This window comes from Streptococcus mitis ATCC 6249 (genome assembly GCF_000146585.1).
In the GTDB taxonomy this organism is placed as follows: Bacteria; Bacillota; Bacilli; order Lactobacillales; family Streptococcaceae; genus Streptococcus; species Streptococcus mitis_AZ.
Map to the genome: position 1 here is coordinate 771,636 of NZ_GL397179.1, position 21,188 is coordinate 792,823.

Annotated in this window: 21 protein-coding genes; 17 read left to right on the top strand and 4 right to left on the bottom strand. The window is 41.3% G+C overall.

Annotated features, from left to right (window positions below):
• The 11 genes from HMPREF8571_RS05540 to metK all read left to right on the top strand — a co-directional run bounded on the left by HMPREF8571_RS05540 (position 1) and on the right by metK (position 12,731).
• Positions 1–957 carry a branched-chain amino acid ABC transporter permease gene (locus HMPREF8571_RS05540; RefSeq protein WP_000856258.1) on the top strand — a complete coding sequence of 319 codons (957 nt, stop codon included), beginning with the start codon at positions 1–3 and terminating at the stop codon, positions 955–957.
• Positions 957–1,721 (top strand): ABC transporter ATP-binding protein, encoded by a 765-nt coding sequence (locus HMPREF8571_RS05545; protein ID WP_001186012.1) that lies wholly within the window; start codon positions 957–959, stop codon positions 1,719–1,721. Before HMPREF8571_RS05540 ends, HMPREF8571_RS05545 begins: the two co-directional genes overlap by 1 nt.
• On the top strand, positions 1,721–2,431 hold the full coding sequence (locus tag HMPREF8571_RS05550; RefSeq protein ID WP_000062206.1) for an ABC transporter ATP-binding protein: 711 nt from the start codon (positions 1,721–1,723) through the stop codon (positions 2,429–2,431). The genes HMPREF8571_RS05545 and HMPREF8571_RS05550 overlap by 1 nt, the downstream gene beginning before the upstream one ends.
• Positions 2,432–2,983: 552 nt before the next feature.
• Positions 2,984–3,640, top strand: a complete 657-nt coding sequence (locus tag HMPREF8571_RS05555) for a CBS domain-containing protein (RefSeq protein WP_000268651.1) — start codon at positions 2,984–2,986, stop codon at positions 3,638–3,640.
• A 110-nt stretch (positions 3,641–3,750) separates the two neighbouring features.
• Positions 3,751–4,846, top strand: a protein-coding gene (prfB, locus tag HMPREF8571_RS05560) for a peptide chain release factor 2 (protein WP_141553699.1) whose coding sequence is annotated in 2 segments (ribosomal slippage) — positions 3,751–3,822 and positions 3,824–4,846 — 1,095 coding nt in all. Because the reading frame shifts where the segments join, the coding sequence is not laid out codon by codon here.
• A gap of 17 nt (positions 4,847–4,863) precedes the next feature.
• A complete protein-coding gene (gene ftsE / locus HMPREF8571_RS05565; protein WP_000022274.1) occupies positions 4,864–5,556 on the top strand; it encodes a cell division ATP-binding protein FtsE in 693 nt (230 codons plus the stop codon).
• Positions 5,549–6,475 carry a permease-like cell division protein FtsX gene (gene ftsX, locus HMPREF8571_RS05570; protein WP_000625559.1) on the top strand — a complete coding sequence of 309 codons (927 nt, stop codon included), beginning with the start codon at positions 5,549–5,551 and terminating at the stop codon, positions 6,473–6,475. Before ftsE ends, ftsX begins: the two co-directional genes overlap by 8 nt.
• Positions 6,476–6,695: 220 nt before the next feature.
• Positions 6,696–8,882, top strand: a complete 2,187-nt coding sequence (locus tag HMPREF8571_RS05575) for a PTS transporter subunit IIBC (protein WP_000973840.1) — start codon at positions 6,696–6,698, stop codon at positions 8,880–8,882.
• 51 nt (positions 8,883–8,933) lie between these two features.
• Positions 8,934–9,749 carry an endonuclease/exonuclease/phosphatase family protein gene (locus HMPREF8571_RS05580; protein ID WP_000670860.1) on the top strand — a complete coding sequence of 272 codons (816 nt, stop codon included), beginning with the start codon at positions 8,934–8,936 and terminating at the stop codon, positions 9,747–9,749.
• 104 nt (positions 9,750–9,853) lie between these two features.
• Positions 9,854–11,197: a DEAD/DEAH box helicase gene (locus tag HMPREF8571_RS05585; RefSeq protein ID WP_000010995.1), complete on the top strand. Its 1,344-nt coding sequence runs from the start codon at positions 9,854–9,856 to the stop codon at positions 11,195–11,197.
• 343 nt (positions 11,198–11,540) lie between these two features.
• Positions 11,541–12,731 carry a methionine adenosyltransferase gene (gene metK / locus HMPREF8571_RS05590; RefSeq protein ID WP_000003908.1) on the top strand — a complete coding sequence of 397 codons (1,191 nt, stop codon included), beginning with the start codon at positions 11,541–11,543 and terminating at the stop codon, positions 12,729–12,731.
• Positions 12,732–12,798: 67 nt separating this feature from the next.
• On the opposite strand, the gene HMPREF8571_RS05595 is transcribed toward metK, so the two are convergent.
• The 4 genes from HMPREF8571_RS05595 to HMPREF8571_RS05610 all read right to left on the bottom strand — a co-directional run bounded on the left by HMPREF8571_RS05595 (position 12,799) and on the right by HMPREF8571_RS05610 (position 16,468).
• On the bottom strand, positions 12,799–13,098 hold the full coding sequence (locus HMPREF8571_RS05595; RefSeq protein WP_000767191.1) for a DUF1827 family protein: 300 nt from the start codon (positions 13,096–13,098) through the stop codon (positions 12,799–12,801).
• 58 nt (positions 13,099–13,156) lie between these two features.
• Complete coding sequence (locus HMPREF8571_RS05600) at positions 13,157–13,609, bottom strand: NUDIX hydrolase (protein ID WP_000013087.1); 453 nt, start codon at positions 13,607–13,609, stop codon at positions 13,157–13,159.
• Positions 13,610–13,739: 130 nt separating this feature from the next.
• The gene (locus HMPREF8571_RS05605; RefSeq protein ID WP_000882493.1) at positions 13,740–16,001 is read right to left on the bottom strand and encodes an ATP-dependent Clp protease ATP-binding subunit; all 2,262 of its coding nucleotides are present in this window, start codon (positions 15,999–16,001) and stop codon (positions 13,740–13,742) included.
• Positions 16,002–16,237: 236 nt separating this feature from the next.
• Complete coding sequence (locus HMPREF8571_RS05610; protein ID WP_000443579.1) at positions 16,238–16,468, bottom strand: DUF1797 family protein; 231 nt, start codon at positions 16,466–16,468, stop codon at positions 16,238–16,240.
• A 189-nt stretch (positions 16,469–16,657) separates the two neighbouring features.
• On the opposite strand from HMPREF8571_RS05610, the gene HMPREF8571_RS05615 reads away from it, so the two are divergent.
• The 6 genes from HMPREF8571_RS05615 to HMPREF8571_RS05640 all read left to right on the top strand — a co-directional run bounded on the left by HMPREF8571_RS05615 (position 16,658) and on the right by HMPREF8571_RS05640 (position 21,123).
• A complete protein-coding gene (locus HMPREF8571_RS05615) occupies positions 16,658–17,341 on the top strand; it encodes an amino acid ABC transporter permease (protein WP_001011624.1) in 684 nt (227 codons plus the stop codon).
• A complete protein-coding gene (locus HMPREF8571_RS05620; protein WP_000140931.1) occupies positions 17,341–18,075 on the top strand; it encodes an amino acid ABC transporter ATP-binding protein in 735 nt (244 codons plus the stop codon). Before HMPREF8571_RS05615 ends, HMPREF8571_RS05620 begins: the two co-directional genes overlap by 1 nt.
• A gap of 33 nt (positions 18,076–18,108) precedes the next feature.
• Positions 18,109–18,429: a TfoX/Sxy family protein gene (locus HMPREF8571_RS05625; RefSeq protein WP_000168527.1), complete on the top strand. Its 321-nt coding sequence runs from the start codon at positions 18,109–18,111 to the stop codon at positions 18,427–18,429.
• A 149-nt stretch (positions 18,430–18,578) separates the two neighbouring features.
• Positions 18,579–19,436, top strand: a complete 858-nt coding sequence (locus HMPREF8571_RS05630) for a bifunctional methylenetetrahydrofolate dehydrogenase/methenyltetrahydrofolate cyclohydrolase (RefSeq protein WP_000192086.1) — start codon at positions 18,579–18,581, stop codon at positions 19,434–19,436.
• A 4-nt stretch (positions 19,437–19,440) separates the two neighbouring features.
• Entirely contained in the window at positions 19,441–20,214 is a 774-nt protein-coding gene (locus HMPREF8571_RS05635; RefSeq protein WP_000673618.1) for an HAD hydrolase family protein, read from the top strand.
• 57 nt (positions 20,215–20,271) lie between these two features.
• Positions 20,272–21,123, top strand: coding sequence for an NAD(P)H-hydrate dehydratase (locus tag HMPREF8571_RS05640; RefSeq protein ID WP_000863082.1), 852 nt, complete (start codon positions 20,272–20,274; stop codon positions 21,121–21,123).
• Positions 21,124–21,188: the final 65 nt, after the last annotated feature.

Genomic DNA, 21,188 nt, shown 5'->3' on the forward strand with positions numbered 1-21,188 from the left:
ATGAAGACAAATCTTAAAGTAAATATTCTCTGGTTATTCCTTCTGTTAGCGGGTTATGGATTGATTAGCGTACTGGTTTCTGCTGGTGTTCTCAATCTATTCCATGTACAAATTTTAGAACAAATTGGGATTAATATCATCCTTGCAGTAGGTTTGAACTTAATCGTTGGTTTTTCAGGACAATTCTCACTTGGTCATGCAGGTTTTATGGCAATTGGGGCTTATGCAGCAGCGATTATTGGTTCCAAATCACCAACCTATGGAGCCTTCTTTGGTGCTATGTTGATAGGAGCCTTGATTTCTGGTGCAGTTGCTTTGCTCGTTGGGATTCCAACACTCCGTTTGAAGGGTGACTACCTGGCTGTTGCGACACTAGGTGTTTCAGAAATCATTCGTATCTTTATCATTAATGGTGGAAGTTTGACCAACGGTGCCGCTGGTATCTTGGGTATTCCAAACTTTACCAACTGGCAAATGGTTTATCTATTTGTGGTGATCACAACTATTGCAACTCTCAACTTCTTACGTAGTCCAATTGGACGCTCGACTCTATCTGTTCGTGAGGATGAGATTGCTGCTGAGTCCGTTGGGGTAAACACTACAAAGATCAAGATTATCGCTTTTGTCTTTGGTGCCATTACAGCAAGTATTGCTGGTTCACTTCAGGCCGGTTTTATCGGTTCTGTTGTCCCAAAAGATTACACTTTTATTAATTCCATCAACGTGTTGATTATCGTTGTATTTGGTGGACTTGGATCTATTACTGGTACCATCGTTTCAGCGATTGTTTTAGGAATTTTAAATATGCTCCTTCAAGATGTAGCTAGCGTACGTATGATTATCTACGCTTTGGCTCTTGTATTGGTCATGATTTTCAGACCAGGCGGACTCCTTGGAACATGGGAATTGAGTCTATCACGTTTCTTTAAAAAATCTAAGAAGGAGGGACAAAACTAATGGCATTACTTGAAGTTAAACAGTTAACCAAACATTTTGGCGGTCTAACAGCTGTTGGAGATGTCACTCTTGAATTGAACGAGGGAGAATTGGTTGGTTTGATCGGACCAAACGGCGCTGGTAAAACAACCCTTTTCAATCTCTTGACTGGTGTTTATGAACCAAGTGAAGGTACTGTGACTCTAGATGGTCACCTCCTAAATGGGAAAACTCCCTATAAGATTGCTTCACTTGGACTCAGTCGTACTTTCCAAAATATTCGTTTGTTCAAGGACTTGACAGTTTTGGAAAATGTTTTGATTGCGTTTAGCAATCATCATAAACAACATGTCCTTGCGAGCTTTCTACGCCTACCAGCTTTTTATAAGAATGAAGAAGAATTAAAAAGCAAAGCTTTGGACTTGCTGAAGATCTTTGATTTGGATGGTGACGCAGATACTTTTGCGAAGAATCTGGCCTATGGTCAACAACGTCGATTAGAAATCGTTCGTGCTCTGGCAACAGAACCTAAAATCCTCTTTTTGGATGAACCTGCAGCTGGGATGAACCCACAAGAAACAGCTGAATTGACAGAACTAATCCGTCGTATCAAAGACGAATTTAAAATTACCATCATGCTCATTGAACACGACATGAATTTGGTTATGGAAGTCACTGAGCGTATCTATGTTCTTGAATATGGTCGTTTAATTGCTCATGGGACTCCGGATGAGATCAAGAACGACAAACGTGTTATCGAAGCTTATCTAGGAGGTGAAGCCTAATGTCTATGTTAAAAGTTGAAAACCTCTCTGTACATTATGGTATGATCCAAGCAGTTCGTGATGTGAGTTTCGAGGTTAATGAAGGAGAAGTTGTTTCCTTGATTGGTGCTAATGGTGCTGGTAAAACAACCATTCTTCGTACCCTTTCAGGTTTGGTTCGTCCAAGTGCTGGGAAAATTCAGTTTTTAGGAAAAGAAATTCAAAAGTTGCCAGCGCAAAAAATCGTAGCAGGTGGCCTTTCACAAGTTCCTGAGGGACGCCATGTTTTCCCGGGTTTGACTGTTATGGAAAACTTAGAAATGGGAGCCTTTTTAAAGAAAAATCGTGAAGAAAATCAAGCCAACTTGAAAAAAGTCTTTTCACGTTTCCCTCGTCTTGAAGAGCGTAAAAACCAAGATGCAGCTACCCTTTCAGGTGGTGAACAGCAGATGCTGGCTATGGGACGTGCTCTCATGTCCACGCCCAAGCTCCTTCTCTTGGATGAGCCGTCAATGGGACTTGCCCCTATCTTTATTCAGGAAATTTTTGATATCATTCAAGATATTCAGAAGCAAGGAACAACAGTTCTCCTAATTGAACAGAACGCTAACAAGGCCCTTGCTATCTCTGACCGAGGTTATGTACTTGAAACAGGTGAGATTGTCCTATCAGGAACAGGAAAAGAACTCGCAGCATCAGACGAAGTCAGAAAAGCATATCTAGGTGGCTAAAACAATCCAGTGGATTGTTTTAGTCGGCGGATGAGAATTGCAAAAGCAATTCCCCTAACGTCTGGGGGACCTTTTTAGTCGGCAGATAGAGATTGCGTAGCAATCATCAGAACCACTGGATTGTTTTAGTCGGCGGATGAGAATTGCAAAAGCAATTCCCCTAACGTCCAGGGGACCTTTTTAGTCGGCGGATAAGGATTGCGTAAGTAATCATCCAATCCAGTGGATTGTTTTAGCCGGAGGATAAGAATTGTGTAAGCAATTCTCCTTTAGTCTGGGAGACTAGTCTAGGTTGTGGATGGAGATTGCGCACGCAATCCCTCTATAGTCCGGGGGACCTTTTTAGTCGGCGGATAGAGATTGCGTAGCAATTTCCTAAGTGATGAAATAAAACCGAATGAGGATTGTTAATCCCTCATTCACAGAGCTCGAAATCAGAGCTCTTTTTTGTAAGAGGTTAGCTTTTTTAGAATCTTTAAAAGATCTAACAGCGTTTGATTGATTGTCTAAGAAAGTGTATAATGAAAGTAGAAATAGAGAAGGAGAAGTCTCATGGCAGTTAAAGATTTTATGACACGCAAGGTAGTTTATATCAGTCCTGATACGACTGTAGCACACGCAGCAGATTTGATGCGCGAGCAAGGCTTGCACCGTTTACCTGTTATCGAAAATGATCAATTGGTTGGTCTTGTTACAGAAGGAACCATCGCAGAGGCAAGTCCATCTAAAGCAACCAGTCTTTCTATCTACGAGATGAATTATCTTCTCAATAAGACTAAAGTTAAAGACGTCATGATTCGGGATGTTGTGACAGTTTCTGGATACGCAAGCCTAGAGGATGCGACCTACCTGATGTTGAAAAACAAGATTGGCATTTTACCGGTTGTTGATAACCAGCAGGTATATGGAGTGATTACGGATCGCGATGTCTTCCAAGCCTTTTTGGAAATCGCTGGTTATGGAGAAGAAGGGATTCGTGTTCGTTTTATTACGGAAAACGAGGTCGGAGTTTTAGGAAAAATCGTGACCTTGATTGTTGAGGAAAATTTGAATATTTCTCACACAGTTAATATCCCTCGTAAGGATGGTAAGGTTGTCATTGAGGTTCAAATTGATGGAATGATTGACCTAGATTCCTTAAAAGAAAAATTTGAAAGAGAAGGAATTCAAGTAGAGGAGATTGCTCGAACCTCTGCAAAAATCCTTTAAACCAGAGGCTTTAGAGCCTCTTTTTCTTGGGCAATAAAAGCATAAAAAAGCAAAATATGGAAAGAAATGAGAGATTATGGTATAATAAAACGATATGAAAAGGAGTATTTATGGACATTTCAGAAATTCGTCAAAAAATTGACGCAAATCGTGAAAAATTAGCTTCTTTCAGGGGGTCTCTTTGACCTCGAAGGCTTAGAGGAAGAGATTGCCATCTTAGAGAACAAGATGACAGAACCTGATTTTTGGAACGATAATATTGCGGCCCAAAAAACGTCGCAAGAATTAAATGAATTAAAAAACACCTACAACACCTTCTGTAAAATGGAGGAGTTGCAGGATGAAGTTGAAATTTTATTAGACTTTTTAGCAGAAGACGAGTCAGTCCATGATGAACTGGTAGAGCAACTAACTGAGTTGGATAAGATGATGACCAGCTATGAGATGACGCTTCTCTTGTCAGAACCTTATGACCATAATAATGCAATTTTGGAAATTCATCCAGGTTCAGGCGGGACTGAGGCTCAGGACTGGGGCGATATGTTACTTCGTATGTACACTCGTTATGGAAATGCAAAAGGCTTTAAAGTTGAAGTCTTGGATTACCAAGCTGGTGATGAAGCGGGCATCAAGTCTGTGACCTTGTCCTTTGAAGGTCCAAATGCCTACGGTCTTCTCAAGTCGGAAATGGGTGTTCACCGTTTGGTCCGTATTTCGCCATTTGACTCTGCTAAACGTCGTCACACTTCGTTTACTTCTGTGGAAGTTATGCCTGAGTTAGATGATACCATCGAAGTGGAGATTCGTGAAGATGATATCAAAATGGATACCTTCCGTTCAGGTGGTGCTGGTGGACAGAACGTCAATAAAGTTTCAACAGGTGTGCGTTTGACGCACATTCCTACGGGGACAGTCGTTCAATCGACAGTCGATCGTACCCAGTATGGAAATAGAGATCGTGCTATGAAGATGTTGCAGGCTAAGCTCTATCAAATGGAGCAAGAAAAGAAAGCTGCAGAAGTTGATTCCCTCAAAGGTGAGAAAAAAGAAATCACTTGGGGAAGTCAGATTCGTTCTTATGTCTTCACACCTTATACTATGGTGAAAGATCACCGTACGAGCTTTGAAGTTGCCCAAGTAGATAAGGTTATGGATGGAGATCTAGATGGTTTCATCGATGCCTATCTCAAATGGAGAATCAGCTAAGATAGAAAGGAACTCACATGTCAATCATTGAAATGCGAGATGTTGTCAAAAAGTATGACAACGGGACGACTGCCTTGCGTGGTGTGTCTGTCACTATTGAACCGGGAGAATTTGCCTACATTGTAGGACCTTCAGGAGCAGGGAAGTCCACCTTTATTCGAGCTTTATATCGAGAAGTAAAGATTGAAAAAGGTAGTTTAACAGTTGCAGGTTTTAATTTGGTTAAAATCAAGAAGAAAGATATTCCTCTTCTACGTCGTAGTGTTGGAGTTGTCTTTCAGGACTACAAACTCTTGCCAAAGAAAACCGTTTATGAAAATATTGCCTATGCAATGGAAGTAATCGGTGAGAACCGCCGTACCATTAAAAAACGTGTGATGGAAGTTTTGGACCTAGTTGGTTTGAAACACAAGGTTCGTTCATTTCCTAATGAACTTTCAGGTGGAGAGCAACAACGGATTGCTATTGCTCGCGCGATTGTCAACAATCCGAAAGTCTTGATTGCCGATGAACCGACAGGAAACTTGGACCCAGATAATTCTTGGGAAATTATGAATCTGTTGGAACGCATCAATCTCCAAGGTACTACAGTATTGATGGCTACCCATAATAGTCAGATTGTAAATACCTTGCGCCACCGTGTCATTGCCATTGAAAATGGCCGTGTCGTTCGTGACGAAGCAAAAGGAGAATATGGATACGATGATTAGTAGATTTTTTCGCCATTTATTTGAATCACTAAAAAGTTTAAAGCGAAATGGCTGGATGACAGTAGCAGCAGTAAGTTCGGTTATGATTACCTTGACGCTCGTTGCCCTGTTTGCATCCGTAATTTTTAACACAGCTAAACTGGCTACCGATATTGAAAACAACGTTCGTGTTATGGTTTACATTCGTAAGGATGTGGCTGATAACAGTGAAACGATTGAAAAAGAAGGTCAGACAGTTACCAACAATGACTACCACAAGGTCTATGATGCTTTGAAAGCTATGCCAGCTGTAAAAAGCGTTACCTTCTCAAGTAAAGAGGAGCAATACCAAAAATTGACTGAAACGATGGGGGATGACTGGAAGGTCTTTGAAGGGGATGCCAACCCACTCTATGATGCCTATATCGTAGATACCAAATCTCCAAGTGATGTAAAGAAAGTAGCTGAAGATGCTAAGAAAATCGAGGGAGTTTCAGAAGTTCAAGATGGTGGAGCCAACACTCAACGACTCTTTGAACTAGCTTCCTTCATCCGTGTGTGGGGATTGATTATTGCAGGACTCTTGATTTTCATCGCGGTCTTCTTGATTTCCAATACCATTCGTATCACCATTATTTCGCGTAGCCGTGAAATTCAGATTATGCGTCTGGTAGGAGCTAAGAATAGTTACATCCGTGGTCCATTCTTGTTGGAAGGTGCCTTCATCGGTTTATTTGGAGCAGCTATACCTTCAGTCCTAGTATTCTTTATCTACAATATGGTCTACCAATCTGTCAATAAATCTTTGGTCGGTCAAAACCTATCCATGATTACGCCAGATCTATTTATTCCTTTGATGACAGTTCTCTTGTTTGTTATCGGAATCTTCATTGGATCAATCGGATCAGGAATTTCAATGCGTCGATTCTTGAAAATTTAATTGGATATCAATGCAAATTGCATAGCTTAGTGGAAATATCCAGACAGTTTAAAGGAGAAGTTTTAAAGAGCTTCTCTTTTTTGTATAAAAATTTAAGAAAAAGGAGAATTTTTTTCTATAAAAGCCTTTACAAAAAAATAAAAAGTGGTATAATTAGTATATAAGTTGGTGCAAACGTTTTCGTAAAACGTTTGCCTAAAATAAAATAAAGGAGATTTGAATGATGAAAGCTACATTCAAAAATGTCTTGTCTTTCGAGTTTTGGCAAAAATTCGGTAAGGCTTTGATGGTGGTTATCGCTGTTATGCCAGCGGCTGGATTGATGATTTCAATTGGTAAGTCGCTAGTGATGATTAACCCTAACTTTTCACCACTTGTAATTACTGGTGGTGTACTAGAGCAAATCGGTTGGGGAGTTATCGTTAACCTTCATATCTTGTTCGCCCTTGCTATCGGAGGAAGCTGGGCTAAAGAACGCGCTGGTGGTGCTTTTGCTGCTGGTCTTGCCTTTATCCTTATCAACCGTATCACAGGTACAATCTTTGGCGTATCTGGCGATATGCTAAAAGATCCAAATGCTATGGTTTCAACACTATTGGGTGGGTCAATCAAAGTTTCTGATTACTTTATCAGTGTTATGGAAGCTCCAGCACTTAACATGGGTGTTTTCGTAGGGATTATTTCTGGTTTTATAGGGGCAACTGCCTTTAACAAATACTATAACTTCCGTAAGCTTCCTGATGCGCTTTCATTCTTTAACGGAAAACGTTTTGTACCGTTTGTAGTTATTGTTCGTTCAGTAATTGCTGCTATTGTTCTTTCAATTTTCTGGCCACTTGTTCAAACAGGTATCAATAGCTTTGGTATCTGGATTGCAAACTCTCAAGAAACTGCACCAATTCTAGCACCATTCTTGTATGGTACTTTGGAGCGTTTGCTCTTGCCATTTGGTCTTCACCACATGTTGACTATCCCAATGAACTACACAGCTCTTGGTGGTACTTATGAAGTCTTAACTGGTGCAGCAAAAGGTAGCCAAGTATTTGGTCAAGATCCACTTTGGCTTGCATGGGTAACAGACCTTGTAAACCTTAAAGGTACTGACGCTGGTCAATACCAACACTTGTTAGATACAGTACATCCAGCTCGTTTCAAAGTTGGACAAATGATCGGTTCATTTGGTATCTTGATGGGTGTTATCGTTGCTATCTACCGCAATGTTGATGCTGACAAGAAACACCAATACAAGGGTATGATGATTGCGACAGCCCTTGCAACATTCTTGACAGGGGTTACTGAACCTATCGAGTACATGTTCATGTTCATCGCAACACCGCTTTACCTTGTTTATTCAGTAGTTCAAGGTGCTGCCTTTGCTATGGCAGATATTGTTCACCTTCGTGTCCACTCATTCGGTTCAATTGAATTCTTGACTCGTACACCATTGGCAATTAATGCTGGTATTGGTATGGATATCGTTAACTTTATCTGGGTAACTGTTCTCTTTGCGGTTATCATGTACTTCATTGCCAACTTCATGATCAAGAAATTCAACTACGCAACCCCAGGACGTAACGGAAACTACGAAACAGCTGAAGGTGCATCAGAAGAAGCAGCTTCTGGAACTCCAAAAGTTGCAGCAGCTTCTCAAGCCGTAAATATCATTAACCTTCTTGGTGGTCGTGCAAATATCGTAGATGTGGATGCATGTATGACTCGTCTTCGTGTAACTGTTAAAGATGCAGATCGCGTTGGTACTGAGGAACAATGGAAAGCAGAAGGAGCTATGGGTCTTGTCATGAAAGGACAAGGTGTCCAAGCTATCTACGGACCAAAAGCTGACGTATTGAAATCTGATATCCAAGATATTCTTGACTCAGGTGAAATTATTCCTGAAACTCTTCCAAGCCAAATGACTGAAGCTCAACAAAACACTGTACACTACAAAGGTGTAACAGAGGAAGTTTACTCAGTAGCTGATGGTCAAGTTATTGAATTGGAACAAGTGAAAGATCCTGTTTTTGCTCAAAAAATGATGGGTGACGGTTTTGCAGTAGAACCAGCAAATGGAAATATCGTATCTCCAGTTTCTGGTACTGTATCAAGTGTCTTCCCAACTAAACATGCTCTCGGTCTTGTGACTGAAGCAGGTCTTGAAGTGCTTGTTCACATCGGTTTGGACACAGTAAGTCTTGAAGGAAAACCATTCACAGTTCACGTAGCTGAAGGACAAAAGGTTGCTGCTGGTGATCTTCTTGTTACAGCTGACTTGGATGCTATCCGTGCAGCAGATCGTGAAACTTCAACAGTGGTTGTCTTCACAAATGCTGAAGCGATTAAATCTGTTAAATTAGAACAAACTGGTTCTCTTGCAGCGAAAACAGCAGTTGCAAAAGTAGAATTGTAATATACTTGAGGTTGGAAGCTGTTTTCCAACCTCTTGTTTTAGGAGAAAAGCATGAAATTTTTAACACTCAATACCCATAGTTGGATGGAGAAAGAAGCAGAAGAAAAATTCCAGCTCTTGCTCCAAGATATTCTTGATAAAGACTATGATTTGATTTGTTTCCAAGAAATCAATCAGGAAATCACTTCTCCTGAGGTGGAGGTTAATGACCTCTATCAAGCTTTGCCTGCAGCAGAGCCAATTCACCAAGACCACTATGTTAGACTTTTGGTTGAAAAATTGGCTGAGAAAGGAAGAAGCTACTATTGGACCTGGGCATATAACCACATCGGTTATGACCGCTACCATGAGGGAGTAGCTATCTTATCCAAGACACCTATTGAAGCCAGAGAAATTTTAGTTTCGGATGTAGATGATCCAACAGACTATCATACTCGCCGTGTCGCCTTGGTAGAGACAGAAGTTGAAGGTAAAGAACTCGCTCTTGCAAGCGTCCATCTTTCATGGTGGGATAAAGGTTTTCAGGAAGAATGGGCACGATTCGAGGCTGTACTGAAAGATTTGAAGAAACCTCTTTTACTAGCTGGAGATTTCAATAATCCAGCTGGTCAGGAAGGTTATCAAGCTATCCTAGCTAGTCCTCTAGAGTTACAAGATGCTTTTGAAGTTGCCAAGGAGAGAAGTGGTAGCTATACAGTACCACCAGAAATTGATGGTTGGAAAGGCAATACCGAACCGCTTCGAATTGACTATGTCTTTACAACGAAAGAGTTAGAAGTAGAAAGTTTGCATGTGGTTTTTGATGGGCAGAATGGTCCACAAGTCAGTGATCACTATGGTTTGAATGCCATTTTAAACTGGAAATAGAAAATGAAAGGGATTGTTTCCTTTCATTTTTTGCTATTCGGACTTAACTACTGAAAATGTTCAAAATATGGTATAATGGTTAGATGAATAGAATCGAGGATAGCATGTCATTTACGAAATTTCAATTTAAAAATTATATAGCAGAAGCCTTGGAGGAGTTGAAATTTGAGACTCCTACAGAGGTTCAAGATAAGTTAATTCCTATAGTCTTGGCAGGTCGTGACTTGGTTGGTGAATCAAAAACAGGTTCTGGAAAGACTCATACTTTCTTGTTACCAATTTTCCAGCAATTAGATGAAACTAGCGATAGTGTGCAGGCGGTCATTACTGCTCCAAGTCGTGAGTTAGCTACTCAGATCTACCAAGCAGCACGTCAGATTGCGGCCCACTCGGATGTCGAAGTTCGTGTGGTTAATTATGTGGGGGGGACGGATAAGGCACGTCAGATTGATAAATTGGCAAGTAACCAGCCCCACATTGTCATCGGGACTCCAGGTCGTATCTATGACTTGGTCAAATCTGGTGATCTGGCTATTCATAAGGCTAAGACCTTTGTTGTCGATGAAGCCGATATGACCTTGGATATGGGATTCTTAGAGACAGTTGATAAGATAGCAGGAAGCCTTCCTAAGGACTTGCAATTCATGGTCTTTTCAGCAACCATTCCACAGAAGTTGCAGCCATTCTTGAAAAAATATTTGTCAAATCCTGTTATGGAAAAAATCAAAACAAAAACAGTCATCTCTGATACCATTGATAACTGGTTGATTTCGACCAAGGGACGAGATAAAAATGCTCAGATTTATGAGTTGACGCAAGCCATGCAACCATATCTAGCCATGATTTTTGTTAATACCAAGACGCGTGCAGATGAATTGCATACATATCTAACAGCTCAAGGTTTGAAGGTGGCTAAGATTCATGGGGATATTGCCCCTCGTGAGCGCAAGCGGATCATGAATCAGGTGAAAAATCTTGATTTTGAGTACATTGTCGCAACGGATTTGGCAGCACGTGGTATTGATATTGAAGGTGTCAGTCATGTCATCAATGACGCCATTCCGCAGGATTTATCTTTCTTTGTACATCGTGTTGGACGTACTGGACGTAATGGTCTACCTGGTATAGCTATTACGCTTTACCAGCCAAGCGATGACTCGGATATCCGTGAGTTGGAGAAATTAGGAATCAAGTTTACTCCTAAGATGATCAAAGACGGAGAGTTTCAAGATACTTACGACCGTGATCGTCGTGCCAATCGTGAAAAGAAGCAGGATAAGCTTGATATTGAAATGATTGGCTTGGTTAAAAAGAAAAAGAAAAAAGTCAAACCAGGCTATAAGAAGAAGATTCAATGGGCGGTGGATGAAAAACGCCGCAAAACCAAGCGTGCTGAAAATCGTGCTCGTGGCCGTGCCGAGCGTAAAGCTAAACGCCAAACATTTTAAGTATAAAATTGGAGCTGCATAGCTCCTTTTTCTAACTTCGTTTTATGAATTTTTAAAAATACTGCAAAAAAAAGTAAAAAGTGGTATAATGATAAGGTTATATAGTCCCGATAAGATGGTAGAAATTTCTATCAGTACTTTGTAACTCGCAAAGAATGACGGCTCCAAAGTAGCTCGTCCTTCTACGGTTGCCGCTATAAGGCGGTCACCCTATGCGCCTTACTAGCTTCAGAAATAAAAAAACATCGTTTTTATTTCTTTCGCGTCGTAACTCTTAGACTATAGAAATTTCTATCAGTACTTTGTAACTCTATAACAATATTTTTTAAGGGGGGACATTTTTATGTCAGAACGTAAATTATTCACGTCTGAATCTGTATCTGAGGGGCATCCAGATAAGATTGCAGACCAAATTTCAGATGCGATTTTGGATGCTATTTTAGCAGAGGATCCAGAGGCGCACGTTGCTGCTGAGACAGCTGTCTACACTGGTTCTGTCCATGTTTTTGGTGAAATTTCGACAAATGCCTATGTGGACATTAACCGTGTGGTTCGCGATACCATTGCAGAGATTGGCTATACCAATACCGAGTATGGTTTTTCTGCGGAAACAGTTGGAGTTCATCCATCGCTTGTTGAGCAGTCACCAGATATCGCCCAAGGTGTAAACGAAGCCTTGGAGGTTCGTGGGAATGCAGATCAAGATCCACTGGACTTGATTGGTGCTGGAGACCAAGGTCTCATGTTTGGATTTGCAGTAGATGAGACAGAAGAACTCATGCCATTGCCAATTTCACTCAGTCATAAACTGGTTCGTCGTTTGGCAGAACTTCGTAAATCTGGTGAAATCAGCTATCTTCGCCCTGATGCTAAATCACAAGTTACAGTTGAGTATGATGAAAATGATCGTCCAGTGCGCGTGGACACAGTAGTTATTTCAACTCAGCACGATCCAGATGTCAGCAACGAACAAATTCACAATGATGTGATTAGCAAGGTTATCAAAGAGGTGATCCCAGCCTCTTACTTAGATGAGCAAACAAAATTCTTCATCAATCCAACTGGTCGCTTTGTCATCGGTGGACCTCAAGGAGACTCAGGTTTGACTGGTCGTAAGATTATCGTGGATACTTATGGTGGCTATTCTCGTCACGGTGGTGGCGCCTTCTCTGGTAAGGATGCGACTAAGGTTGACCGCTCAGCCTCATATGCAGCTCGTTATATTGCTAAAAATATCGTGGCAGCAGGTCTTGCCAAGAAAGCAGAAGTTCAATTGGCCTATGCTATTGGTGTTGCGCAGCCTGTTTCTGTCCGTATCGATACCTTTGGTACCGGAACAGTAGCTGAAAGCAAACTTGAAAAAGCGGCTCGTCAAATCTTTGACCTTCGCCCTGCAGGAATTATCCAAATGCTGGATCTCAAACGTCCAATTTACCGTCAGACAGCGGCTTATGGACATATGGGGCGTACAGATATTGACCTTCCATGGGAACGTTTGGACAAGGTAGACGCTTTGAAAGAAGCTGTGAAATAAAAATAAAAGATTGGTAGAAACTACCAATCTTTTTTTGCAAAAGAAAACCAGCTTTTGAATGGTTTTCTTATTTTGTAGGAATAGAAATTTCAATCAATTTATCTGAATAAAGCGTCTTGATATTAGCTTCATCGATATTATCTTTATCGATTTTGCGTTTCATGAAGAAATCTTGGATGGTTTCGATTTCTGGTTCACGAATAGCGCGGTGTTTGTTGGAAATGAGGATTTCATAGTGAAGCGGAGCTTGAGTGAAAATCACATCTGTGTTTCCAGCTGAATAAACTTCAACAAGCGTTGCGTCAGTGCTTTCTAATTGGCTTTTAACAAGTTGCGAGTGTGAATTAGTCGTGTTGATAAGCTTCATAATAGTTCCTCCGATTTTCTAACTCTATTATAGCACTTTTTGGATAAAATCGTGTATTTTAGTCAATTCCATGCTGGATTTTCCAAGCTTCAATTCCCCATTTGTGGCTACCACGTTTGAGTTTTTCTATTGCCTGGTCAATAGGAAACCAAGCAATATGGTTAAAGTCTTCCAAAGGTTTTTGTACTTCTTGGAAAGAAGTGGCTTCGTAGAGATAAGCTGGATTGTAGTAGTAGGTGTCACGGTGGCGAGAGTAGAAATACTCATCAGCTTGTCCGTAATAGGTCCCGATTTCAGCAGTAAAACCGAGTTCTTCGATGAGTTCTCTCTTCAGTGCTTCTTGATGGTCTTCGCCCTCTTCAATCTCTCCACCTGGCAAGAACCAAGCCCCATTGGGAGCTTGAACTAAAACGATTTGTTTTTTATCAGGATCAGGAATAACTGCGTAAACACCATAGCGGTGTTGGTAGGTCACATTCTCTTTCTTTTCACCAAAAGTGGGGTTGGCCATTGAACTGTCCTCATTCTTTAGTATCTTTATTATTATCATAATGGACGAGGGGCAAGCTGTCAAGAATTTACAGTTATTTTAGTAAAAAAGGTGCAGAAATTGTTAGATTTCCTGCACCTGTTAGGTTGTTTTATTCTTCTTTTTCAGAAGCAATCTCTTCTGTTTTTTCAGTTTTTTTGGCAGATTTGATTTGAATCTTGCCATTGCTTGTCATAACTGCCTTGAGGTCTTTTTCACTTGGATTTTCAAGGTAGTAGTCTGTGATAGCATCCTCAATATGGTCTTGAATGGTACGGCGGAGTGGGCGCGCCCCCATTTTTGGATTATAGCCGAGGTCAACCAACTTTTCCTTGACTTTGTCCGTTACATCGAGGTGGATATTATTGCTAGATAGGCGTTTGTTGACATCCGCTAGCATGAGTTCGACGATTTGGAGAAGGTTGTCCTTGCTGAGAGGTTTAAATTCGATGATGCCGTCAAAACGGTTCATAAATTCTGGGCTAAAGAAGTTGCCGAGTTCACCGAGGACAGAGTTGGTTCGCCCTTCACGAGCGGCCCCAAAACCAACACTGGCTTCGGTCTTACCGGTACCCGCATTTGAGGTCATGATAATGATAGCATCTTTAAAGCTAACAGTCCGTCCTTGCCCATCTGTCAAACGACCATCGTCTAAGACCTGAAGGAACATGTGCATGACATCAGGGTGAGCTTTTTCCACTTCATCGAGAAGGATGAGAGAATAGGGATTGCGACGAACTTTTTCTGTTAATTGCCCCGCTTCGTCGTAGCCGACATAGCCTGGAGGGGCTCCGACTAACTTAGCCACGCTGTGTTTTTCCATGTATTCACTCATATCAAAGCGAATCATGCTGTCAGCAGAACCAAAGAGTTCAATGGCTAGTTGTTTGGACAGTTCTGTCTTACCGACACCAGTTGGTCCGACAAAGAGGAAACTTCCGATTGGCCGGTTAGGAGTTCCAAGACCAACACGATTACGACGGATGGCTTTGGCAATCTTATCGACAGCCTCGTCTTGTCCGATAACATGAGCTTTGAGGTCTTCAGCAAGATGGATGAGCTGAGACTGTTCTTTTTCTTTTAACTCCCCAACAGGGATATTGGTTTTCTGCTCGATGATGTGTTCAATGGTTTTCTCACTGATGATAGGGGTATCCTGCTCGGTCACCTTGTTCTTCTGCATTTCCTTGTACTTGGCAATCTGATCACGGAAATAGGCAGCCTTTTCAAAGTCTTCCTCTCGTGTAGCTTGAGCCTTGAGATTCTCAGCCTCAATTAAACGCTGGTCAATCACTTTGGGATCCACAAAGTTCAGCGTCAGATTCATCTTAGAACCGGCCTCGTCCAAAAGGTCAATAGCCTTGTCAGGTAAGAAGCGGTCTTGAATGTAACGATTGGACAGATTTGCAGCTGCTTCGATAGCAGCATCAGTATACTTGACGTGATGGTAGTCTTCGTATTTCTTTTGAACCCCTTTGAGGATGATAATGGTTTCTTCGACAGTTGGTTCATCTACCTTGACAGGCTGCATACGGCGCTCTAGGGCAGCATCTTTTTCAATGATACGATATTCATTGAGAGTAGTAGCACCGACCAATTGCAATTCACCACGGGCAAGGGCAGGTTTGAGGATATTACCTGCATCCATATTGCCATCACCAGCAGATCCTGCACCGACAATTTCATGGATTTCATCGATAAAGAGAATGATATCCTCACGTTTGCGTATCTCTTCCATGAGCTTTTGCATACGCTCTTCAAATTGGCCTCGGATACCTGTTCCTTGAACTAGGCTGACCACATCCAAACGGATGACTTGCTTGCCTTGGAGTTTATGGGGAACATCACCATCAACGATTTTTTGAGCCAGACCTTCAACAACGGCTGTTTTACCAACACCTGGTTCACCGATAAGGACAGGATTGTTTTTGGTTCGACGGTTGAGGATTTCGATAACACGGATTATTTCTTCGTCTCGACCGATAACAGGGTCAATATCTCCTCGACGGGCAATCTCAGTAACATTGATCCCATACTCTTCTAAAAGACCTTTCTCTTGACTAGGAGGAGGTGTTTGAAGTGGACCACGGTTTTGAGGTCCGTAGCCACCATTACCTCCATATCCTCCACCTGATTGAGTTGGAGGGACATTATTAGAAGAAGGTCTGAAATTATTCAAATCATTGAAAAAGTCTCCAAAAGGATCAAAGTCACGATTGTTTAGGTCAGTCATTCCTTTAAAGAGGGTATTATTTGGATCTGTTTTGATAATTTTATAGCAATTTTGACAGAGATCAATTTGCTTTTGCTGTCCATTGATATTGGTATACAGATGAATTGTTGAGTCGTTTATTTTACAGTTTTGACAGAGCATACATCTACCTCATTTCATTCGTATTCTTGGCCTAAGAAAAAGGTCAAGAATAGTCAAAGTTTTATACTCTCATTATAGCATGATTAAGGTGTAAAGCAAGTAAAAAGATTGGGCTAGGGAGATTTGGAGAGAAAGTTCTCTACTAAAATCTCTGTTACTGATGGTAAGAAAAAATCCTATTTGCAGGGACAAAAAGGATTCTCGTTCATCAGTCAGGTTTCCCCACTGTTATTCTATTAGTAAAGGAGTTCGTAGATCTCCATTGCAATCAAGTCAATGCTATCAAAGGTATAGGTTTCACGTGCTTCAACATCGCGAAGGGTGAAGAGTGATCCATTTTCTTCGTCATAGCTGTAAGCAACTTCTGCAACAACAACTCCTTCACGTTCAAAATTACGTTTTAGATTTCCGCCATCTTTTGTCATAGCTTCTAGGCGGTTGATGATTCTAACCAAATGTGATTCCATTATGATTCTCCTCCATTTCTTATCGTTACTATTTTACCATAAACCACGGGGACTTGACTAGAAAAAACTAAGATTTCTCGCTATTTCTCTTTTGCATAAAATTATTGGTGAAAATCAGTGAAAAAAATTGAATTTTAATTCAGGGTATGTTATAATCATACAATCCGATATTTAGAAAGCTGAGTTTATATGAATTTTTCCTTTTTACCAAAGTATTTACCTTATTTTAATTATGGTGCTCTTATCACGGTAGTGATTTCAATTCTGGTAGTCTTTTTCGGTACCATTCTAGGTGTCTTATTGGCCTTTGCTCAACGTTCACGTTTTAAACCACTTGTCTGGTTTGCAAATGTCTATGTATGGATTTTCCGAGGAACACCGATGATGGTGCAAATTATGATTGCTTTTGCCCTCATGCATATCGATGCGCCCACTATTCAAGTAGGGATTTTAGGTGTGGACCTTTCCCGTTTGATTCCAGGTATTTTGATTATCTCGATGAACAGTGGTGCTTATGTGTCTGAAACTGTTCGTGCGGGGATCAATGCGGTTCCTAAAGGGCAGTTAGAGGCCGCATATTCTCTCGGTATTCGTCCTAAAAATGCCATGCGTTATGTTATTTTACCACAGGCAATTAAGAATATTTTGCCAGCATTGGGAAATGAATTTATTACCATTATCAAGGATAGTTCACTTTTGTCTGCGATTGGGGTGATGGAGTTGTGGAATGGCGCAACGACAGTAGCGACAACAACTTATTTACCCTTGACTCCTCTTTTATTTGCAGCCTTTTACTACTTGATTATGACTTCTATTTTGACAGTGGCTTTGAAAGCATTTGAAAATTACATTGGACAAGGAGACAAAAAATAATGACAGAAACCTTGATAAAAATCGAAGGCTTGCATAAGTCTTTTGGGAAAAACGAAGTCTTGAAAGGGATTGACCTTGAGATCAACAGAGGGGAAGTCGTAGTGATTATTGGTCCGTCGGGTAGCGGAAAATCAACTCTCCTTCGTTCGATGAATCTCCTTGAAGAAGCAAGTAAAGGCAAGGTTATCTTTGAAGGGGTTGATATCACAGATAAGAAAAATGACCTTTTTGCCATGCGTGAAAAGATGGGCATGGTATTCCAACAATTCAACCTCTTTCCAAATATGACGGTCATGGAAAACATCACCTTGTCACCAATTAAAACCAAAGGAGAAAGCAAGGAAGTAGCGGAGAAGAGAGCTCAGGAACTGCTAGAAAAAGTTGGCTTGCCAGATAAGGCAAAGGCCTATCCGCAGAGTTTGTCAGGTGGGCAACAACAACGGATTGCCATCGCACGTGGACTGGCAATGGAGCCAGATGTTTTACTCTTTGATGAACCGACTTCAGCCCTAGACCCTGAGATGGTTGGAGAAGTTCTAGCTGTTATGCAAGATCTTGCCAAGTCAGGGATGACCATGGTGATTGTGACTCATGAAATGGGCTTTGCGCGCGAGGTAGCAGACCGTGTTATCTTTATGGCGGATGGTATTGTTGTCGAAGATGGAAGGCCAGAGGAGGTTTTTGACCAAACCCAAGAACAACGGACCAAGGATTTTTTGAGTAAGGTTTTGTAAAACCTCATTTTTAGAAGAAATGGAGTGAAAATCATGGCTTCCAGTAAGGAATATTTAGATTTTATTCTCGAACAGCTATCAGAGCTAGAGGAGATAAGTTATCGTCAAATGATGGGTGAGTATATCCTTTATTATCGTGGGAAAATCATTGGTGGAATCTATGATAATCGTTTGTTACTGAAGCCTGTGAAGGTGGTCATGGATCAATTGGAACAAACTAGGCTTGAACGACCTTATGAAGGAGCCAAAGAGATGATTTTACTAGAAGACCTTGAAGATAAGTCATTTCTAGCGAGACTAATCAGGGATATGTATGAAGTCTTACCGGCTCCAAAAGTTAAAAAGAAAGCATGACAGATTTACCTAATATCAATAGGCACTAAAAGCTCGACAAGAGCTTTTTCTTATAGTTTCAAACTATAAGGTCTATTAGTCAAGAAGTGTTAGAATGGCAAGGTGTTTTTTGATATAATAGAGGATATTTGACAGAAAAGAGAAGTGATATGACACAGATTATTGATGGGAAGGCTCTTGCAGCTAAGTTACAAGGACAATTGGCTGAAAAGACCGCCAAACTAAAGGAAGAAACAGGTTTAGTTCCAGGCTTGGTGGTTATTTTGGTTGGGGACAATCCAGCCAGCCAAGTCTACGTTCGCAACAAGGAACGGTCAGCTCTTGCTGCAGGATTCCATAGTGAAGTCGTGCGAGTTCCTGAAACTATTACACAAGAAGAATTGTTAGACTTGATTGCCAAATACAATCAAGATCCAGCTTGGCATGGGATTTTGGTCCAGTTGCCTTTACCTAAACATATTGACGAAGAGGCTGTTTTGTTTGCCATTGAGCCAGAAAAGGATGTGGATGGTTTTCATCCGCTAAACATGGGGCGTCTTTGGTCAGGGCATCCAGTTATGATTCCTTCAACTCCTGCTGGGATTATGGAGATGTTTCACGAGTATGGGATTGAGCTAGAAGGAAAAAATGCGGTCGTTATTGGTCGTTCGAATATTGTTGGGAAGCCGATGGCCCAGCTTCTTGTAGACAAGAATGCTACTGTTACTCTAACTCATTCCCGTACAAAAGATCTAGCTCAAGTAGCATCGCAAGCGGATATTCTTGTCGTAGCTATCGGTCGCGCCAAGTTTGTGACTGCTGACTTTGTCAAACCGGGTGCAGTTGTCATTGATGTAGGGATGAACCGAGATGAAAATGGCAAGCTTTGTGGAGATGTTGACTATGATGCCGTTGCACCACTTGCCAGCCATATCACGCCAGTACCTGGTGGAGTTGGCCCTATGACCATTACCATGCTGATGGAGCAAACCTATCAAGCAACGCTTCGTACACTGAACAAGGATTAGGAAAATGAAATTCGTATTTGACCTAGATGGAACGCTATCTTTTGACTACATGACCATAGATGAGGAGATTAAGCAGGTTCTTTTAAAGGCTAGCGATTATGGACATGAGGTTGTATTTGCCTCAGCTCGCTCATATCGGGATTGTTTGGGCTTATTAGGTACCGATCTCAGTCAGCGTTTGGTTATAGGTTTGAATGGTGGCGTAGCCTATTATCTGGGGAAAGCTATCTATGAAAGAAATCTCGATGCTAGAGTTTATCAGGCTCTAGTGGATTATTGCCAGACCTATAATCTCCCTTTCTTTGCAGATGATTGCTTTGACTATAGTGGTCAGATTGTGGAGAAGATTCCATTTATCTCTAGTGTGGATCCCCTAAAGGTAGCTCGCCATCAGAAACTCGAGGACTTGGGTACTCCGATTAAGGTAGTCGTTTATATGGGAGACCATGAGGATTTGCTTGATGACCTGTTTGGACAGCTAGAAAGACTGGGGCAGGCTCATCTGTCCTATCATGCGCATGAAAAGTGCCTTTATGTAAACCCCTTGGACACTCATAAGGCGACAACTGTTGAAAAGTTGTGTGGAGAGAACTTTATTGCTTTTGGCAATGACCAAAACGATATTGAGCTGTTTAAAACATCTCTCTACTCTGTCCAGATAGGCGATTTTGCTGGTCTTAGTCCATATACAGATGAAACGGTTGAGCTAAAAGGAGAACCTTCTCCAGCAGTGGCAGCTAAAATCTTACAGACCTTTGCGGAATTTAAGGGAAAATAGATAAAAGGAGGTTCGAGCCTCCTTTTGTAGTATAATGGAGTGAGAGGGGAAAAAACGATGAAAGTGATTGATCAAACTTTACTAGAAAAAGTTATTATTGAACGTTGTCGTCATAGCCATAAGGGGGATTACGGTCGTCTACTCTTACTGGGAGGAACCTATCCTTATGGGGGAGCTATTATCATGTCAGCCATTGCAGCAGTTAAAAGTGGGGCTGGTTTGGTGACTGTTGGCACGGATAAGGAGAATATCCCAGCCCTGCACAGCCATTTACCCGAGGCCATGGCTTTTTCTCTTCAAGACCAGCAATTGTTAAAAGAACAGTTGGAAAAGGCTGAAGTTATCTTGTTAGGTCCGGGTTTGCGAGAGGATGCATTTGGAGAAGAACTTGTAAAACGAGTCTTTGACAGCCTTAGAAAAGACCAGATTTTGATTGCAGACGGCGGTGCTTTGGGCATCTTAGCAAAAGCTCATTTGACATTCCCATCTAGTCAGCTCATCCTAACTCCCCACCAAAAGGAATGGGAAAGACTGTCTGGTATAGTTCTTGACCATCAAAATAAAGATACGACTGCTAGGGCTCTTTTTACTTTTCCTCAAGGGACTATTTTAGTTGAGAAAGGTCCAGCGACTCGTATCTGGCAAGCTGGTCAGTCTGAATATTATCAGTTAGAGGTTGGAGGGCCCTATCAAGCAACTGGTGGGATGGGAGATACACTGGCTGGAATCATTGCAGGATTTACAGGTCAGTTTCACCAAGCCAGTCTCTATGAGAGAGTTGTGGTAGCGACTCACCTTCATTCAGCTATTGCGCAGGAACTAGCTCAAGAAAACTATCTTGTCTTGCCAACAGAAATTAGCAAGCTACTTCCGAATGCAATGAAAAAAATATCTCAAAAAGGCAGCTAATATCTTGGTTGTCTTTTTATGTTGATGTAACTTTGTTGATTTAGTTTTCAAATACCTCAGAACTG

Bases quoted from the DNA above. Each gene is read 5' to 3' on its own strand.
- HMPREF8571_RS05545 (WP_001186012.1), top strand. From the start codon at position 957: ATGGCATTACTTGAAGTTAAACAGTTAACCAAACATTTTGGCGGTCTA.
- HMPREF8571_RS05580 (WP_000670860.1), top strand. From the start codon at position 8,934: ATGAAATTTTTAACACTCAATACCCATAGTTGGATGGAGAAAGAAGCA.
- HMPREF8571_RS05610 (WP_000443579.1), bottom strand. From the start codon at position 16,468: ATGGAATCACATTTGGTTAGAATCATCAACCGCCTAGAAGCTATGACA.
- HMPREF8571_RS05630 (WP_000192086.1), top strand. From the start codon at position 18,579: ATGACACAGATTATTGATGGGAAGGCTCTTGCAGCTAAGTTACAAGGA.
- ftsE (WP_000022274.1), top strand. From the start codon at position 4,864: ATGTCAATCATTGAAATGCGAGATGTTGTCAAAAAGTATGACAACGGG.
- HMPREF8571_RS05640 (WP_000863082.1), top strand. From the start codon at position 20,272: ATGAAAGTGATTGATCAAACTTTACTAGAAAAAGTTATTATTGAACGT.
- HMPREF8571_RS05620 (WP_000140931.1), top strand. From the start codon at position 17,341: ATGACAGAAACCTTGATAAAAATCGAAGGCTTGCATAAGTCTTTTGGG.
- HMPREF8571_RS05595 (WP_000767191.1), bottom strand. From the start codon at position 13,098: ATGAAGCTTATCAACACGACTAATTCACACTCGCAACTTGTTAAAAGC.
- HMPREF8571_RS05555 (WP_000268651.1), top strand. From the start codon at position 2,984: ATGGCAGTTAAAGATTTTATGACACGCAAGGTAGTTTATATCAGTCCT.
- ftsX (WP_000625559.1), top strand. From the start codon at position 5,549: ATGATTAGTAGATTTTTTCGCCATTTATTTGAATCACTAAAAAGTTTA.
- HMPREF8571_RS05605 (WP_000882493.1), bottom strand. From the start codon at position 16,001: ATGCTCTGTCAAAACTGTAAAATAAACGACTCAACAATTCATCTGTAT.
- HMPREF8571_RS05635 (WP_000673618.1), top strand. From the start codon at position 19,441: ATGAAATTCGTATTTGACCTAGATGGAACGCTATCTTTTGACTACATG.
- HMPREF8571_RS05550 (WP_000062206.1), top strand. From the start codon at position 1,721: ATGTCTATGTTAAAAGTTGAAAACCTCTCTGTACATTATGGTATGATC.
- HMPREF8571_RS05585 (WP_000010995.1), top strand. From the start codon at position 9,854: ATGTCATTTACGAAATTTCAATTTAAAAATTATATAGCAGAAGCCTTG.
- metK (WP_000003908.1), top strand. From the start codon at position 11,541: ATGTCAGAACGTAAATTATTCACGTCTGAATCTGTATCTGAGGGGCAT.
- HMPREF8571_RS05575 (WP_000973840.1), top strand. From the start codon at position 6,696: ATGATGAAAGCTACATTCAAAAATGTCTTGTCTTTCGAGTTTTGGCAA.
- HMPREF8571_RS05540 (WP_000856258.1), top strand. From the start codon at position 1: ATGAAGACAAATCTTAAAGTAAATATTCTCTGGTTATTCCTTCTGTTA.
- HMPREF8571_RS05600 (WP_000013087.1), bottom strand. From the start codon at position 13,609: ATGGCCAACCCCACTTTTGGTGAAAAGAAAGAGAATGTGACCTACCAA.
- HMPREF8571_RS05615 (WP_001011624.1), top strand. From the start codon at position 16,658: ATGAATTTTTCCTTTTTACCAAAGTATTTACCTTATTTTAATTATGGT.
- HMPREF8571_RS05625 (WP_000168527.1), top strand. From the start codon at position 18,109: ATGGCTTCCAGTAAGGAATATTTAGATTTTATTCTCGAACAGCTATCA.